This is a genomic window from Tildeniella sp. (genome assembly GCF_059505325.1).
On record NZ_JCACKI010000064.1, the window covers coordinates 84873 to 101870 of the forward strand.

Below are 16998 nucleotides of genomic sequence, written 5' to 3' on the forward strand. Positions count from 1 at the left end.
CCGTTTTGTCCTTGACTGCTGCCGTTTGAAGCCTAAAAAAGATTGTAGACCACGGAAAAATACAGTCCGTTTTCTTGCCATGTGTTTTTACTTGAATCGACAGATACCAGTGGAATGCCCCAGTCAAAGCGGAACGTGAAGCGATCGCCCTGCTGCCATCGTAAACCAAGCCCGATCGCCGCCAACGTGTTTGGATCAGTATTGGCGCGACCAGAACTGCTCCAGACGGCTCCAAAATCGACAAAGGGCACGATCTGTACAATGCCCTGGTTTTGACGAAACCGTGCGATCGGAAACCGGAGTTCAGCCGAGGCAAGCAACCCATTGTCTGCCAGCAACAGATCCTGGCGATAGCCTCGCACGCTGTCTTGTCCGCCCAGACCAAACTGCTCTAAGGAAAGCAGCGTGCGATCGGCTATCTGAACATTAGAACGCAACACCAGTAGGGTATCCGGTGCCAAAAGCCGCACCCATTGAAGTTGTCCTCGCCAGGAAACAAAGCGGCTGTCTGGAGATGTGTCATTGATTGTGGCATTCAACGCCTTGAAGCCAAAACTAAACTCCGAGCGAATTGCGAAGACAGACTGTTCCCCTCGTTCCGTCCATTCTTGAAAAAGCCGCAGGGCGGAAATCCGGGTGCGTCCCTCAGTGTTGGCTCCCAGTGACAACTGAAACGGCACACCCAAAATCGATGTTTCACTTTCTTGGCGCGAAGCCGTCACCCCCAATGCCACCAACCGGGATGGAGTCTCGATAAGGGGCTGGCGAAACGTCAAATCAAAGCTGCGGGAGCTTGCTTTCAGGTCTAGCGGTTCAAACGGTTCCTCGACAATGCGGTTAAAGCTGGTATTGAACGCAAAGCTGAATGTGCCATTGCGAGGATTCAGCGGCAACGTATAGTTGAAATCGATGACATTGCTGCCATCGGTATTGGCATACCCCACCTGCAAACCATCCCCCAGCCCCAACAGGTTTGCCTCACTCACCTGGACTCGCCGCCGCAAGCTACCGACAGCGGGCGATCGATTGTTATCAAGGGCAACTTGCACACCAAAGGTTTTTGCCTCTGTCACCCGCACTTCTAGTAAATTCGTGCCGGGTCGCGTCCCCGTCGAGAGTTCGGCGCTGATGCTTTGAATCAGCGGATTGACCTGGAGCAGTTGCAGAGCCTCGAGCAGGCGACGAGAATTGAGGGGTTTCTGGGTGGCGATCGCCAGCCGCGATCGCACATAGTTGGGGTTCAACCGTTTGGTGCCCGTGACCGTAATTGCCTCTAATGACCCTTCCACCACCTGAATCGTCACCACATTCCCTTCGATCGTCTGAGGCGGTGTTACAGCACCCGACGTAATGTAGCCCTGATCCGTGTAAAGTTTGGTGATCGCCGCCTGTACCTGAAGCAACTCTGCAAAGGCGATCGGTCGATTCGTAAAAGGGGCTGTAATCTTCGCGAGTTCTGCGGCGCTAAAAATTGTGCTGCCAACGACTTCAAACCGTTTCACTACAACTGTTCCCGGAACGGCTCCAGGCACCAACTCTCCAGGAGTGGAAGGATTGGGAGATGATGGGAGTTCGATCGGCGGTGCTTGAGGTGGAGGCACAGCAGGCGAAGGCAGCGGAGTCGGAGCCGAGGGCGGTAACAAATCTTGAGGCGGAACCTGAGCAATGGGTAAAGCTTGACTACTTTGAGCCTGAGTACTGGGAGTAAACGGTTGAGCCGCGCTAACCGACTGTGCACTCACAGGTGACGTGAAAAAAACAACCGATCCAAGACAAGCGCTTAAAAGACGATCTCTTACTGCTTCAGTGCTGACTTTTGTCTTTTTTTCACAATCCATTGCAACTCGCTGAAAGCAGCCGAAAACGGGAGGGTGCGATCGTCAAAACTTGAGCTAAAAGTACTGTACACCGCGAAAGGATGAAGAAACCGAGCGTCTGATGATTCAAGACGATCAAAATAACGTTCGCCATGCCTCAAGCGAGTCGATGAATGGCGAACGTTATGGCAAGAAATCCGAGAATCCGCGCTTCAAAAAACGATCGTGTTTCAGATATGCACATAGAGACATTACGTATAACGTCCCTACCCAAACCTGATTCAATAGCCGACTACCAACCGTAACGCTTTAGCCCATGCTCCAGCGCCTTAATGATCAGTTCTCCCACCAGTTTCGAGTCTTGAGTCGATCGACCCGTTAAAAAGGGGTAATCCAGAATGGTCGAGAGGGTATGCCCTACGCCACCGTGATATTGCCCGTCTGGTCCAACCGCATCCCGCAGAATATATTCCAGAGGATAGAACGGAGGACCAAAATTGGCGGAGGTGTTCATCGGCTTTCCATCATAGCCATACATCTGGGCAAAGCCAGTGCCGTCTTTGTAGTCATACTCACGGGCATGACCAGTGACATGCTTACCCCAAATGATGCTTTTTCGATCCGACCAGTCGCGGGCGAATGCCAGACAAGTGACGCAGTAGCATTCAGCCGCAATCAGCTTACCCTGCGCCAGGAAGCCCAGAATGACATCGTGTACCCGCTCGTTATTCACCATGTCTACCATCGGACCAGAGCCACCGGGCAACAGCAGCGCATCGTACTGCTCCAGGTCTTTCCAGGCTTGTTCCCGTTTGTTGTAGTAAGCTTCCAGGTCATGCCCAAAATTAGGGCTATTAAAGTAGGGCATGGCTGGAAACCATTCAGAGAGATTGATCGGCTTGGCTAGCAAATCCGACTTATCAACGTCCGTGGTTCGCTTGGCGTAGTGAGCATCTGTGACACACTTAGCCAGCGGTGGATCGACATACGTTTCATCCATGCTGGGGGGCAGTGCGGGTGGTTTGCGACCGTAGGCAGTGGCAAAATCAAAGGTGTAGCCAGCGTCGATTAATACATCATAAGGACCGACCAGTTCTTCGCCCCAGTAGCCCCATTCAGACAATATAATCAGAATCTTTTTCACAGGCTTCCTTACTCCATTTCGATTGACATGACAAAAGACACTTCCAGGGAAAGCTTACACACTACTCGAAGAGAAATTCTTCAGGTTTAGTTAATCCATTAAGAGTGCGAAGGTCTGATTGGATTAATCCAGACCGCCATGTAGATGTGTAGAAGCCCTAGCGTATGGAAATTTCCCACAGCGCGAATTCCCATCTACATCTAAGCATGGACAGGCGATCCATCTTTACAAACGCTTACAACACCTTACGCTTGAACGGCTTTACTATGGGTCAAGGGCGCGATCGGACGCAACAATACTATATAATTCTTTAGATAAAAATGCCCGAAACGAAACGCCCACAATTTTTAAGGCTGAGCTTCCATACAGCCGCTTAAACCGTGCGGAAACAGGATGCGGTGATTTAACGGTCAGCAATCAGCGGTCAATTGAGAATTTGAAGCTGACTGCTAGAAACTAACACAGGTCAATATTCACAAATCAAATTAGGATGGCTATACATTTGGATCTATTGGATCTGTAACGTGTTCCGTGAAGCGTTGGATGAAGTGAAAAACTTTTTGGCATCCGCGTCGAAAGATGACGGAGCTGGTTCTCATTTACCCTCCTACCTGTATGGCTATGGAAAAATTGCGCCTTCTGCTGGGAGAGTTAAATCAAGGTGATCTTGATTGGTTGAGCAAGGCGGGTCACAGCTTAGACGTAGTGGCTGGCAATGTTTTAGCACAGGCAGACCAGCCTCTCCATGAAATTTATTTTGTTTTAGATGGTTTGTTAGCAACGGTTGTCGCGAGTCCGAATGGGGATCGAGAGGTTTCTCGGTTCAAAGCTGGTGAGGGAGTCGGTTTTTTGACGTTTGTCGATCCCAGCCCTGTGACCAACGCCATTATCGCGATCGCCCCGTCACAACTTCTGGTCGTTCCACATGCCAAGCTAAAAACCAAATTGAACCAGGATTCAAGCTTTGCCACTCGCTTTTACCAAACCATTTCCGTGTTTCTCTCCAATCAGCTACGGGGTATTTCGACGTTACTGGTTCGCAGTCAGGCAGCAGCAGAACCACCGCTCAGAAAAGTCTTGCTGGTCTTTGGCGAGTTGTACGACAGCGATCTGGACTGGATGGTGAAAGTGGGTGTGCCGCAACGGCTCTCGATGGGAACGCTCTTAATTCAGGAAGGGACAGCTCTGGATGCAATCTACATTCTGTTAGAGGGTACGCTCGCCGTTTTTGTCTCCGCGATCGTGGATGGTAGACAAGTGAGCAAGGAGGTTGCCAGACTAGCAACGGGTGAAATACTGGGGGAGATGTCATTTATTGAAGCTCAAACGGCATCGGCGACGGTAAAAGCGGTTGAAAGCAGTCTTGTGCTCTCACTGCCACGGCTTCAATTAGTAGCCAAACTACAGCAGGATGCCCGGTTTGCTGCCCGCTTTTACCGCGCGATCGCGGTTGTTCTTGCCAATCGCCTGAAGGATCGCTTAACCCAGCATGGGTATGGCAAGCAAACCTACAACAAAGACCAACCCCTAGATCAAGAACTAGAGTACGAAGATGAACTGGATACGAATACTTTGGAACACGTCTCTCTGGCTGGCGTGAGGTTTGACTGGTTGCTGCGGCGAGTCCGAGGCAGCCTTTAAGGGGTAAACGGCAATGCTGAATCAAAAGCGCAAGATCTTCCGTCAAGAGTCGCTCGAACGGTTATCGTCTCCCGAACGGCTCGACCAACTCATGCAGGTGGTTGCCCCCAAAGACTGGCTGAGCCTAGCGTCCCTCGGCTCTCTGGTGCTGCTGGCGATCGGGTGGAGTGTGTTTGGCAAAATTCCTGTGACGGTGACAGGGCGAGGCGTGCTGCTCTACCCCTATCGGACGACCGAGCTACAGGTACGCAGTGGCGGTCAGTTGAAAGGGTTGACCATCAAAGTAGGCGATCGAGTGCGTAAAGGAGACGTGATTGGGGTGCTCGATCGTGCTGACCTGCAAGAGGAACTCAACCAACAAACACTCAAACTGGCTGCCTTTCAAAAGCAGGATCAACAGCTCAGTGCTTTAGCCAATCAACGAGCAACGGTAGATGTTCAGGTATTGCAACAACAGCGGCAAACACTTCAGCAAAGCCTTCAAGATACTCAGGGGTTAACGCCCACACGCAAGGCAAAAGACTTGCTTACTGTGCAAAAACAACGGCAGGCATTCCAGCAAACCCTGCAAGATAAGCAAGCGCTGATCCCCAACCTCAACCAACAACTGAACAACCGGAAGCAGTTGTATGCTCAAGGCGCGATCGCGTTTGATACGGTGCTGGAAGCCACGCAAGCGTATCAGGAGAACTTGCAACAAATTGCCAATCTCAATGCCCAGCTACAGGAGCTTGATAGTAAAGAAATTGCGATCGAACAAAGCTACCGGGATGCCATTCGGCAAACGTTGGCGCTGCAAGCCCAGTTGTCAGATCTCAACAGCAAAGCCAAAAGCCTGACACAACAAACCACGGAAGCTGCCATTACCCGCAAAAACCAACTGCAAGCGGTGCAGCAAACCATTGCTCAACTGGCGCTGCAATTACGAGATAATGGTCGGATTATCAGTAAATACAATGGACGAGTGTTGGAAATGAGCGCGAAGGTAGGACAGGTGCTCAGTCAAGGAGCGAAGCTGGGCATTATTCAGGCAGAAGGTCAAGCAGAAGGGGCATCTCAATCGCTATCAACGCTGGTTTACTTCCCGATCAAAGATGGCAAACAGATTCAACCAGGAATGACCCTCCAAATCACTCCCGACACCGTGAAGCGAGAACGCTTTGGCGGCATTCTGGGCAAGGTGAAAGCGGTGTCTGCCTTTCCCGTCACGAAAGAAGGCATCTTGAGTGCCGTGGGCAATGCTGAAGTAACGGAAAGCTTGATGTCGCAGGGCGGACAGGTGGAAGTATTGGCTGTATTGGACGCTGACCCAACCACTATGACTGGCTATAAATGGTCGTCTTCCAGAGGTCCTGAATTGCAACTTTCTCCCGGTACCACGGCATCCGTTCGGGTCACGGTGAGTCAGTGGTCGCCGATTACCTTTGTGTTGCCAATCCTGCGATCGGTCAGTGGGATCAACTAACTTGAGAGACTTGGTTTAAACGCTATTCTGAACTGCGCGATGGGGCTGCTCCATTACCCTTTAATCAAAACCCTGGATGCTCAACTCCAGCAATGGTTGGTGCAACGTCGTCAGGGTCGCAGCCGTCGGGTGAGAACGCCAACGGTGTTACAGATGGAAGCCGTGGAGTGTGGGGCTGCCGCCCTAGGCATTTTGCTCAGTTACTATGGGCGGATTGTGCCCTTAGCAGAACTGCGGCAGGCGTGTGGAGTCTCGCGCGATGGCAGCACTGCCGCCAATTTGATCAAAGCGGCTAAACGCTATGGGCTGGTGGCAAAGGGGTTTAAAAAAGGGCTGGAAGCGCTGCAAAACCTGCGTTGTCCCTATGTGGTGTTCTGGAATTTCAACCATTTTCTGGTAGTCGAAGGCTGGGGGCACGATCGCGTCTACCTCAACGATCCAGCCACCGGACCCAGAAGCATCACGTTTCAAGAGTTTGATGAAGCCTATACGGGCGTGGTGCTCGTGATGGAACCGGGAGCAGACTTTCGCAAGGGTGGACGCAAACCGAGTCTGATGCGATCGTTGCGCGATCGCCTGCAAGGATCGGTTGAGGCAGTGGTGTACTGTCTGCTGGCTGGGCTGCTGCTGGTCATTCCCGGTTTGGCAGTGCCCGTCTTCACCCAGATTTTTGTAGACAATATTTTGGTTGAAGGGCATCAGGACTGGCTACGCCCATTGCTGTTGGGAATGCTGATGACCGTCATCCTGAAGGGGTTTCTGTCGTGGCTACAGCTACGCCATCTACGCCGACTGAAGATTAAACTGGCAGTGAAGATGTCGAGCCATTTCCTGTGGCACATTCTGCGTCTGCCCGTGAGTTTTTATGCCCAACGGTATGCCGGAGAGATTGCCAATCGCACAAGCCTCAATGACAAAGTGGCGGATGTGCTCTCAGGACAGTTAGCGGTCACTGCGATCGATGTGGTGATGATGGTTTTTTATGCGCTGGTGATGCTCCAATACGACAAGGTGCTGACAGCCATTGGCATGGTGTTTGCGGGGATGAATCTGGTTGCTTTGCAGTGGGTGTCTCGACAGCGGGTGGATGCCAACATTCGACTCGGCATGGAAAATGGCAAAGTGGCAGGTGTGGCAATTTCGGGACTGCAAAGCATTGAAACCTTGAAGTCCTCTGCCCTGGAATCAGACTTTTTCTCACGCTGGTCTGGGTACTATACCAAAGTGCTCAACTCTCAGCAGGAGTTAGGCATTCAGAATCAAGTTCTAAGTGTGCTCCCCACGCTGCTTTCCCAACTGGCAGCCGTGTTGTTGCTCGTGGTGGGAGGTTTTCGGGTGATGGATGGCAACCTTAGTATCGGAATGCTAGTTGCCTTCCAAAGCCTGATGCAAAGTTTTCTCGAACCTGTGAAGCGATTGGTGAATCTGGGCAGTACGCTACAAGAATTTGAAGGAGATTTGAGCCGCTTAGAAGATGTGTTGAGCAATGCGATCGATCCTCAGTTACAAGAGACAGACAACCGTAATTTAGAGAAAGAGACAACAGCCTCTTTTGCCCCTACGCCAACGCGCTATCCGTCCGATCGCAACCATATCCATGCTGCCAACTTCCGATTGCAAGGGGCGATCGAATTACGAAACATTACCTTCGGTTATACACCCATTAACCCAGCGCTGATTGAGGACTTTAACTTAACCATTCAACCGGGTCAGCGCATCGCTCTTGTTGGCGGCAGTGGTTCGGGCAAATCCACCGTGGTAAAGCTGATTACAGGTTTATATCAACCCTGGTCAGGTGAGATTTATCTGGATGGACAGCCGCTTGCACAAATCCCACGACGCGTTCTCACCCATTCTCTAGCGCTGATCGAACAAGACCTGTTGCTGTTTGCTGGTACGGTGCGCGAGAACTTAACCCTGTGGGATTCTACGGTGCGCGATCGTAACCTCATCCATGCCTGCAAAGATGCCGTGATTCACGATGTCGTACTGTCGCTTCCTGGTGGCTATGATGCGGAATTAATCGAGGGGGGAGTCAATCTCAGCGGCGGACAGCGCCAGCGACTGGAAATTGCCCGTGCCTTGGTGCATAATCCCTCCATTCTGGTGATGGATGAAGCCACCAGTGCGCTCGACAGCGAAACCGAAAAGATGATCAACCGCAACCTGCGCCGCCGAGGCTGTACCTGCATTATTGTGGCTCATCGGCTAAGCACCATCCGGGATTGCGACGAAATCATTGTGTTTGATCAGGGGCAGGTTGTGGAGCGCGGCACCCATGACGCTCTGTATCAAACTGATGGCGTTTATGCCCAACTCATCCAAAGTGAAAGCCAATAATCAGAGCTTAGTCGCTCAACTTTTTGCGCTGAATTGCCAGCATTGTAATGTCGTCAAACTGGGGGGCATTATCGATGTATTTGAATAGCGTTGTTTTGATCCCATCCAGCAAAGCAGAGGCGGAAGCAATGGGTTGTTGTAACAGAGTCATCAGCCGTTTGGGGGTAAATAACGCGTGATCGGGCGCGCGTGCTTCAGTCACGCCATCGGTATAGCCAAACAGCGTATCGCCCGGTTCTAGTTGAATCTGCTGGACTTTAAATTTCATGTTGGGCATCATGCCAACGGCTGGACCCGTCGAATTTAGCGTTTGTTTCACAACACTATCTTGCAGTACAAACAGCGGCTCATGTCCACCATTGATATAGGTCAGCACACCCGTTGAAGGATTGAGTACCCCAAAAAAGAGCGTGGCAAACATGCTCATTTCAGCGTGTTCTTGAGCAATGTAATTATTCGTCAAGGCAACGGCTTTCAGTGCATTGATCTGGTCTAGATCGGTGGTGACTTGCGAATCAATTAAGTTAGCCAAGCCTTCATTTACATCGTTACCAATAATAGCGATCCCGCCCAAACGAGTTTGTCCAGAAAAGACTCGAATGAGGCTGCGAAATAATGCCATAAACAGCGCCGCACCGACTCCCTTATCGCAAACATCAGCAATCACGAGTCCAACATTGCCACCGGGAAGCATGAAGGCATCGTAGAAATCGCCTGCAACCTGACGGGCGGGGTAAAAACAGGCAGCAATTTCCCAACCGGGGAGTTGGGGCAACGTATTTGGTAGAAAATCTAGCTGGATCTGTCTCCCTTTTTCCAATTCAGCATCAAGGGCTTTGGAATAGGCTTCAATCTTCGTTTTCGCTTGATCGAGAGAGTGGTATGCCTGTTCGAGATTGCCATAGAGCTGAGCGTTTTCCAAGACCAGCGCAATCTGATCCGCCGTTACCTGCATCAAGTTGGCTTGTTCAGGGCTGAACTGTGCTGGTTCAGAGTGCAAGAGGGTGAGAATTCCCAGCAACATGTCTCCCCTGAGAATGGGCACTGCCAGCGCTGAACGAACGATATAGGGTTGATTGGGCAGCACAAACCAGCGATCGTCGTTCTCGGTGTCTGTAATTAAGCCTATCTGTCGGTGCCGATTGACCCAGCCAGCCAGCCCCTTGTCTAGAACACTACCAAGGAGACGGGCACGCACTTCTGCGACGGCTTCGCGTTGGGTCAAAATGCTGTCGGTAACCACCCCATTACTGTCAAGCAAAAACAAGCTGCCTTTCTCTGCGCCGATGAGTCTGCTGGAGACATCTAACGTTTCCAGCAAGGTTTCTTTCAGCACTTCTTCACTCGCGGCAGAGCGTGCCATCGCCACAAGCTTTTCCAGTAGCTCCCGTTGGGCATCAGACGCTGCTTTTGCAGTTCTCAACGCAGCAACATCCCGGCGCAGAGCTTCCAATTCTCTGTAATCGGCTTCTTCCATAGCGTGCTCTCAGGTCAACTACTTGTTATCGACACGCTAGACAGCGACCATTTCGGATTGCCACTAGCCATCACCAGGTGTCTGTAAATCAACTCTTCCAGAGAGGTTACTTTTGTGAAATTGTGCGATCGAGCATACCCATCCTATTGGAAAAAGTGGCATTGTCAAATGATTCGCTTTGAATGGAACCACCACACCTCTGTTGCATTACGACGATCATCGATCGTTACAATCTGCCCATCAAACCTGCCTTTCGTAAAGTTTCATTTCAGGATGCGTGACTTCTGCTGTGATTATCCCCCGATTGGGGATAATCATTGAGGAAAAATGCCAGGGTACTGCTCTCACAGATTTCGTAGTGTAAATCACGTCCAGCAACATTCGCCGGACTTCTCACTAAAGTCTTGGCAAGATGTATGACCTGAAAAAAGCAGGTTTTCGTTTGTGGGTGTTCTCTCTTTCAGGTTGACCACCAGGCAACGCTAAGGTTATGACTGATTTTGATCTGAAGTACTTGTGACGAACTTAACGCGATGTGCGACTTTCCCGATTGCCCTCACCCTAAATCCCTCTCCCAGAGCGGGAGAGGGACTTTGAGAAACTCTTGCTCCCCTTCTCCTGCCTTGGGAGAAGGGGCTGGGGGATGAGGGCTGACTTTAGTTGCCCATCAGGTAACTTAGTGCTTTTGTTCGAACAGTTGATTTAAGCAATTGATTAAGGAGTGCGCGATGGCTGGTAAAACGTACCGCTTTGCAATCATTGAGCAATTGCTGGCGGACGGTATTCGCTACATGTTTGGTAATCCAGGAACCGTTGAGCAAGGGTTTTTAGATGCACTCTGGGACTACCCAGAGCTGAAATACATTTTGACGTTGCAAGAAACTGTGGCGGTAATGGCAGCCGACGGTTACGCTCGCGCTACAGGGAATGTGGCAATTGTTCAGTTGCACAGTACGCCTGGGGTGGGCAATGGTATTGGAGCACTCTATCAGGCAAAGCGTGGTCATTCCCCGCTGGTGGTGATTGGTGGCGATTCTGGGGTGAAGTATCAAGGACTCGATGCCCAAATGGCAGGTGATTTGGTTGCGTTGGCAGAACCTGTGACGAAGTGGTCTACGATGGTCGTCGATCCTGCTTCGGTGCTGCGGGTGCTGCGGCGGGCAATTAAGATTGCCTCCACTCCACCTAGAGGACCGGTGTATATCTGTTTGCCTCAAGATATTTTGGATGCGCCTGTTGTCGAAACGGTCAGACCAACCTCCATTCCCTCTACGCGAGTGCTGCCAGATGATGAGACGTTGACCTCTGCCGCTCAACTTCTAGCCGCTGCACAGAAGCCCATGATTTTCATTGGTGATGGGATTGCGTTTTCGCAGGCTCAGGATGAATTGACTCGTGTGGCTGAAATTTTGGGAGCAGAAGTCTGGGAAGCCGATAACGGTGAAATCAATATGAGTCAGGCGCATCCTTTATACCAAGGGTTTACCGGGCATATGTTTGGGTTCCAGAGCAAGCCCATTTTGGCGAAAGGAGACGTAAATTTAATCTCCGGTACATACATTGTTCCAGAGGTGTTTCCAGAATTGGGAGAGGTGTTTGCACCGGGGGCAAAGGTCATCCACATTGATCTCAATGCCTACGAGATTGCCAAAAACCATCCGGTGGATCTGGGTATCGTGAGCGATCCCAAGCGGACGTTGGCAAAGCTGGCAGAGGTTTTGGAGACGGTGTTAACGCCTGAACAGAAGGCAGCGGCGAACCAGCGATCGACCGAAATCGGCAACACCAAAAAAGCGAAATTGGAAGCCGAGTTGGCGCACGATCGCACCATTCGTGATGATGTGCCCTTGCACCTGTCCCGGTTTATGGAAGAATTGGCAACGCAACTTCCAGACGATGCAATCATTTTTGATGAAGCACTGACCAATTCGCCTGCTATTCCGCGCTATCGCCCAACGACACAGCCCAAGCACTATTTTCTGACTCGTGGGGGATCGCTAGGAGTCGGCATTCCAGGCGCGATCGGTGCCAAACTGGCTCATCCCGATAAAACCGTGATTGGATTCACAGGTGATGGGGGTGGTATGTATACCATTCAAGCACTGTGGACGGCAGCACGGCATAATATTGATGCCAAGTTTGTAGTGTGTAACAACCGCTCGTACCGCATTTTGCAATACAACATCCAGCAATACTGGAAAGAGATTGACCAACCAGAGCGCGATTTCCCCCTCAGCTTTGATTTGTCTAAACCTGAAATTCGATTTGATGAACTGGCGCGATCGCTCGGCGTTGCTGCTGTTCGAGTTGAAAAGCCCGATGAGATTGCGGCGGCAATTCGGCAGGCGCTAGACCATCAAGGACCGTTCTTGATTGACTTACTGCTAGAGGGCAACGTGCATCCAGAAATGATTGGCGTGCGCTGCGGTCAGTAACCAAGAAGTTGAAGTTCTTCAAGAACTCCAACTTCTGTAGAGCTTAAATTAACGATAGGAGTCCGACGTGAGTAACCTTGCACCGTTAACTGAAACCGAAGTTCGCGAATTTGCGGAAGCCTGGTATCGTAAGCTGGATGTCCACGAGCCGCTAGAGAACTACCGCCCTCTGCTGGCGGAAGAGGTGGAATTGGTGTTTCCAGAAGCCACAGTGAAGGGATTTGAGGGTTATGCAGGCTGGTATGACCGGGTGATTAATATCTTCTTTGATGAAGTTCACACCGTGAAGGAAACCACATTGACCTCGGTATCTGACGAGAAGGCGACCGTCAAAGTGGTCGTCAAATGGGAAGCAAGCGTATGGAAACCACCCGCTCCCAACAGTGAACGGATTGTTTTGGATGCGTATCAGACCTGGGTTGTGGTGCGATCGCCCGCTACTGGAAAACCCGCCATTTTGACCTACATTGTGGACTCGCTGGACTACGCCCCTGGTTCAGCCACGCTGTAAGCGATCGCAGGCTAGGAATTGTTATTTATATTGTCGATCGCTTGGACTATGCCTAAGTGATCAGCCACATTGTAGTGTGTCCCATGCTTGCTCCATTGGATTGGGACGTGTGATCAGTCATCAGCTTACTGCTAGGAGTACCATCATGTTTGGAGCTTTCAAGGATGTCTATCGCATCCTGAATACCGATGTTAACGACTTGCTGTTCCGTAAGACCAAAGTCAACAGCGAGTTAATTATTGACCACTACGGCGTGAATTCACCCGAAGCGAAGTTGGCGATCGCTCGACGGTACTACGAAGAAATTCTCAACGATGCCAAGTTAGAAGTCTGCGACGAACTCATGTCAGCCGACTTCCTGTTCACCATTCCCACGCACCCCGATCCCTATTACGGACCGGATGGCTTTAAGAACTTAGTGACAATGCTGCATGGCGCGTTTCCTGACGTGCATCTTAAAGTAGAGCACCTTCTGGTCGATGGCGACACGGTTGTCGGACATTGGACAGGCAGTGGTACTCATGTGGGTGGTCCGCTCCATACGGTGAAAGGTGATGTACCTGCCAGTGGCAAACATTTTGTGATTGATGGGGTGAGTTGGCTCAAGATTGTGGATGGCAAAATTATTGAATCGCTTGCCAATGAAGACACTTTGAGCTTGCTCAAACAGATTGGGGTGATTCCCGTACCGCCTGGAGAGTCTGCCGCCGAAGCAAATAAAGCGATCGCTCGTCGCTATTTCAATGAGATTCTCAGCGGTGGCAATTTGGACTTAATTCCTGAAATCATTGCGCCAGAATTTGTCCTCCACTTCCCGCTCTTTCCTCGTCCCATCCACGGACAAGAAGCCTTCAAGCAGTTCGTCATCACACTTCGGACTGCCTTCCCAGATCTTCACTATGATCTCGATCGCGAAGCAGGCGATCAGGACAAAGCTGCCATTCGGTGGAAACTTTCAGCGACTCATCAAGGTGATTTTCTGCAGATTCCCGCCCGTGGCACCCCTGTCACACTGCAAGGCGTGAGTATCTTCCGTCTGCACGATGGACAAATTCTGGAGGCATGGGTCAACGAAAATGACCTGGGCTTACTGGAACAAATTCGTCCGCCTGAAGCCGAGTGAACGCTGCACTGGCTTCAACTGAAACCAAGCGATTGAAAATTTTAGGAGTGAATTCATGACTAGATGGAATGCGAAAAAACTACTGCCTGCGATCGCGGTCTTCACGGTGATGGGCTGCACGGGACTGGCAAGCCTTCAAGGGAAAACATTTGCTGGTCAAACCACAACTCCACCAGCCGCGACTACACCCAAACCCAAAATTACCAGAGCGTTCACGCCTACCGAAAATAATGCTCTAGTGGTCAAGGTGTATAACGGAGCCTGGAACCAGGGCAAACTCGAATTGCTGGATCAATATATTGCACCGAATGGTCTAGATCATTCGCCTCTTTCCACTGAAACGGGTACGGCTGGCTTCAAGAAAATTATTTCCAGCTTCCGGAGTGCAATGCCGGGTCTGAAACTGACCATCGAAGACGAAGTTTACAATAAAGATCGAGTTGTGCACCGCTGGAAAGTGCAGGGTAAGCATACAGGAGCGCCCCTGTTTGGTGTGCCTGCGTCCGGTAAAGACATTACCTTGACAGGTGTTTCGATCCTGAGAATGGAAAACGGAAAAATTGCCGAACGTTGGACGAATTTAGATCAGTTTGGCTTGTTGGCACAGCTTGGCATCATTCCACCGCCCAAAGCTCCCCCGGCTGCACCAAAGTAATGAAGGCTGGTTGCGGCGATCGCATCCATCATGCCGCGATCGCCGCACTATCAAAATTCCATCATCAGCCAGAGTGATCGCAATGCTAAAGTCTGCACGATTCAACAAGATTTTAATGTGGATGATTGCCAGTGTCGTGGCAATTTCGATGGTTCTGATGCCTGCTAGTAAGGTCTTTGCGGATGCTTCGATCGTTAGCGCAGATCACACTCTACTGGCAAAAAGTGACGTAAAGTCAGCCGCCGTAGTGACTCTGGCAAACCGCTTTAGCGTCTCTAAAGAGCAACTGCCCGATTTTTTAGAGCGGTGGAATGCGATCGGTACCTACATGAAAAAACAACCGGGCTTTGTCTCTGCCGCACTTCAGAAAGATATTCTCAATACCCGCGAATGGGTGATGTCTGAGCAATGGAAATCGCTAGAGTCCTATAAAAAAGCGGTTTCTACGGAACAGTTTCAGGCGTTGATTCAAGACTTTCCGGGAACAGCAACCTGGTTCGCTCAAGATCTGTTTCCCACACGTTAGTTAATTCAACAATGCCCCCCTTGTTGCGTCAGTTATCATCTCTTGCCTCAGCGACTCGTGCGTTCACAGTGCTAGTCGGCTATTCTTTTTGTGCGTTGACGGCTTCTGCAACCCCTATTTCTGCAACCCTCGTTGATGAACAGCCCATTGGTGAGCAGCCTATTGATAAGCAGCCTGAAATTTCTGCCCTGTCTGGCTCCGTGACCCATGCTGAATGGTCACCAAAGCAGGTTTATTTTGCTTCCGAATCAGCTTCGGATACGAAAGAGCAGTCCCGTCAGCCCTTTTCGCTCTGGCAAGAGACCGTGCTGGGGCAGGAGTCAGAAATTTGGTCAACGGCTGAATCACCCGTCCCTGCGATTTCCTATTCGGCTTCTGACTTGGGAGGTGAACTGGTTGCCGATGCGACAGTGGCGCAACAACCACCTTCTGCCGAACCACCTGCATCGCCACCGCCACCCTTCTCTGATGCGATCAATCTCCCGGTTCTACGATCGCTCAAAAAGCCCGTTGGCAAAAAGGTATTGGATACGGGGGTAGGCATCGCAGGCATTAACCTCAAAGACCCATCCGAGCGCTTTTGGACACGCGATTTTTTGACGGGTAACTGGGGTGGCACCCGCGATCGCCTCTTGCAGCAAGGCATCGACTTCTACCTTGCCGAATTTCTCGATGTTTACTCCAATGTTGGCGGCGGCAGGAGTCAAGATACGGCTGTCAATAACGTGGTGCTGGTCGGGCTTGACCTTTACACCACCAAACTAGGCTGGTGGAACGAGGGACAAATTCACATTACTGCTGTTGATATTCGCGGCGTGAGTGTTGGCAGAGATTATGCCGGATCACTCAGCAGCGTGTACTTTGTAGACCCACTCAAACGGGGGGCACGTCTGTTTGAGCTGTGGTATGGGCAGAAATTTGGGAACAAGAACCAGTACGAATTGCGGCTTGGCAAAATTTTTCCGTTTGTGAGAATTGCCGCGTCGCAAACCACAGGCATCTTCACCAACACTGCCTTTCAATATCCAACCTATCTCGGTGTTTCGCCCACCAGCGGACTGTCTACCGCCTTCGCGTCTGCGCCATTGGGCATTCAGTTCAGCTACACACCCGGACCACAATGGCTGTTTATTGGGCAGATTCAGGATGGTTTTGATGATCCCACCGGAGGGTTGAGCAATCAAGATGGCTTAAACACGCGGTTGAACGCGAGGGAGGGTGTGGAAGGGATTGTGGAAGCCGTGTATCGACCCAATCAAGAACGCGGCTCGACTGGGTTACCGGGATACTACCGCTTTGGGTTTCAGTTTCACTCAGGCATCTTCAAGAGCCAAAGCAAGAATATCACTGGGCAGTCGGTAGCGCTGTTTGGCGGCGATCGCAAAGAAGAACGGGGCAATCACGCCCTCTATTTCATGGCTGAACAAATGGTGTGGCGCGAGTCACTGAATCCTAGAGATCGAACCCAGGGCTTGAATGTCTTTTTCAAGACGGTAGTGTCACCCAATCAAGATATCAATACAATTTCGTGGAATGTGGCGGGTGGCTTAGCTTATGAAGGTTTGATACCCGGGCGCGATCGCGATGTTTTGGGTCTGGGCGTGTCTTACAGCCGTTACAGCAATGGTATTCGCAATTTCGATCGAAACAATCGACAAATCAATCCAGGGAGTACCATTCGCGATGCCGAAACCGTGCTTGAGTTGGTGTATGTGGCTCAAATTGCGCCCTGGTGGTACTTAATTGGTAGTCTTCAACGCATTATTCATCCCAGTGGCGACTCCGGGATTCCCGATGCCACAGTAGTGGGCATTAGCAGCCGCTTTGCCTTTTAGAGTCGTGATCCACCGTTCTGCAACCGTTC

12 protein-coding genes are annotated in these 16998 nt (G+C 50.9%); 9 read left to right on the forward strand and 3 right to left on the reverse strand.

The features are described from left to right. Positions 1-32 precede the first annotated feature (32 nt). Positions 33-1838, reverse strand: a complete 1806-nt coding sequence (locus AC5JO6_RS21645; protein WP_496083112.1) for a ShlB/FhaC/HecB family hemolysin secretion/activation protein — start codon at positions 1836-1838, stop codon at positions 33-35. Positions 1839-2109: 271 nt separating this feature from the next. Beyond that, positions 2110-2961, reverse strand: a complete 852-nt coding sequence (locus tag AC5JO6_RS21650; RefSeq protein ID WP_496083113.1) for a type 1 glutamine amidotransferase domain-containing protein — start codon at positions 2959-2961, stop codon at positions 2110-2112. A 615-nt stretch (positions 2962-3576) separates the two neighbouring features. On the opposite strand from AC5JO6_RS21650, the gene AC5JO6_RS21655 reads away from it, so the two are divergent. Genes AC5JO6_RS21655 through AC5JO6_RS21665 form a run of 3 tightly spaced genes read left to right on the forward strand, consistent with a single transcriptional unit; the run spans position 3577 to position 8407 of the window. Further along, positions 3577-4602 carry a cyclic nucleotide-binding domain-containing protein gene (locus AC5JO6_RS21655; RefSeq protein WP_496083114.1) on the forward strand — a complete coding sequence of 342 codons (1026 nt, stop codon included), beginning with the start codon at positions 3577-3579 and terminating at the stop codon, positions 4600-4602. Between the two features lie 13 nt (positions 4603-4615). Continuing rightward, positions 4616-6067 carry an NHLP bacteriocin system secretion protein gene (locus AC5JO6_RS21660; RefSeq protein ID WP_496083115.1) on the forward strand — a complete coding sequence of 484 codons (1452 nt, stop codon included), beginning with the start codon at positions 4616-4618 and terminating at the stop codon, positions 6065-6067. Positions 6068-6106: 39 nt separating this feature from the next. Next, positions 6107-8407 (forward strand): NHLP family bacteriocin export ABC transporter peptidase/permease/ATPase subunit, encoded by a 2301-nt coding sequence (locus tag AC5JO6_RS21665; RefSeq protein WP_496083116.1) that lies wholly within the window; start codon positions 6107-6109, stop codon positions 8405-8407. 7 nt (positions 8408-8414) lie between these two features. On the opposite strand, the gene AC5JO6_RS21670 is transcribed toward AC5JO6_RS21665, so the two are convergent. Next, positions 8415-9884: a PP2C family protein-serine/threonine phosphatase gene (locus tag AC5JO6_RS21670; RefSeq protein ID WP_496083117.1), complete on the reverse strand. Its 1470-nt coding sequence runs from the start codon at positions 9882-9884 to the stop codon at positions 8415-8417. Positions 9885-10612: 728 nt separating this feature from the next. On the opposite strand from AC5JO6_RS21670, the gene AC5JO6_RS21675 reads away from it, so the two are divergent. The 6 genes from AC5JO6_RS21675 (at position 10613) to AC5JO6_RS21700 (ending at position 16969) form a co-directional block, all read left to right on the forward strand. Further along, the gene (locus AC5JO6_RS21675) at positions 10613-12319 is read left to right on the forward strand and encodes a thiamine pyrophosphate-binding protein (protein WP_496083118.1); all 1707 of its coding nucleotides are present in this window, start codon (positions 10613-10615) and stop codon (positions 12317-12319) included. 67 nt (positions 12320-12386) lie between these two features. Continuing rightward, complete coding sequence (locus AC5JO6_RS21680; RefSeq protein WP_496083119.1) at positions 12387-12830, forward strand: hypothetical protein; 444 nt, start codon at positions 12387-12389, stop codon at positions 12828-12830. Between the two features lie 145 nt (positions 12831-12975). Further along, the gene (locus AC5JO6_RS21685) at positions 12976-13953 is read left to right on the forward strand and encodes an ester cyclase (RefSeq protein ID WP_496083120.1); all 978 of its coding nucleotides are present in this window, start codon (positions 12976-12978) and stop codon (positions 13951-13953) included. 55 nt (positions 13954-14008) lie between these two features. After that, on the forward strand, positions 14009-14608 hold the full coding sequence (locus AC5JO6_RS21690; RefSeq protein WP_496083121.1) for an ester cyclase: 600 nt from the start codon (positions 14009-14011) through the stop codon (positions 14606-14608). 82 nt (positions 14609-14690) lie between these two features. Beyond that, positions 14691-15134, forward strand: a complete 444-nt coding sequence (locus tag AC5JO6_RS21695) for an antibiotic biosynthesis monooxygenase family protein (RefSeq protein WP_496083122.1) — start codon at positions 14691-14693, stop codon at positions 15132-15134. Positions 15135-15145: 11 nt separating this feature from the next. Beyond that, positions 15146-16969: a carbohydrate porin gene (locus AC5JO6_RS21700; protein WP_496083123.1), complete on the forward strand. Its 1824-nt coding sequence runs from the start codon at positions 15146-15148 to the stop codon at positions 16967-16969. The last annotated feature ends 29 nt before the right edge of the window (positions 16970-16998 follow it).

Excerpts from the sequence above, each read along its gene's own strand:
- AC5JO6_RS21665 (WP_496083116.1), top strand. The coding sequence starts at position 6,107 with ATGGGGCTGCTCCATTACCCTTTAATCAAAACCCTGGATGCTCAACTC.
- AC5JO6_RS21675 (WP_496083118.1), top strand. The coding sequence starts at position 10,613 with ATGGCTGGTAAAACGTACCGCTTTGCAATCATTGAGCAATTGCTGGCG.
- AC5JO6_RS21645 (WP_496083112.1), bottom strand. The coding sequence starts at position 1,838 with ATGGATTGTGAAAAAAAGACAAAAGTCAGCACTGAAGCAGTAAGAGAT.
- AC5JO6_RS21660 (WP_496083115.1), top strand. The coding sequence starts at position 4,616 with ATGCTGAATCAAAAGCGCAAGATCTTCCGTCAAGAGTCGCTCGAACGG.
- AC5JO6_RS21670 (WP_496083117.1), bottom strand. The coding sequence starts at position 9,884 with ATGGAAGAAGCCGATTACAGAGAATTGGAAGCTCTGCGCCGGGATGTT.
- AC5JO6_RS21655 (WP_496083114.1), top strand. The coding sequence starts at position 3,577 with ATGGCTATGGAAAAATTGCGCCTTCTGCTGGGAGAGTTAAATCAAGGT.
- AC5JO6_RS21690 (WP_496083121.1), top strand. The coding sequence starts at position 14,009 with ATGACTAGATGGAATGCGAAAAAACTACTGCCTGCGATCGCGGTCTTC.
- AC5JO6_RS21700 (WP_496083123.1), top strand. The coding sequence starts at position 15,146 with ATGCCCCCCTTGTTGCGTCAGTTATCATCTCTTGCCTCAGCGACTCGT.
- AC5JO6_RS21695 (WP_496083122.1), top strand. The coding sequence starts at position 14,691 with ATGCTAAAGTCTGCACGATTCAACAAGATTTTAATGTGGATGATTGCC.
- AC5JO6_RS21685 (WP_496083120.1), top strand. The coding sequence starts at position 12,976 with ATGTTTGGAGCTTTCAAGGATGTCTATCGCATCCTGAATACCGATGTT.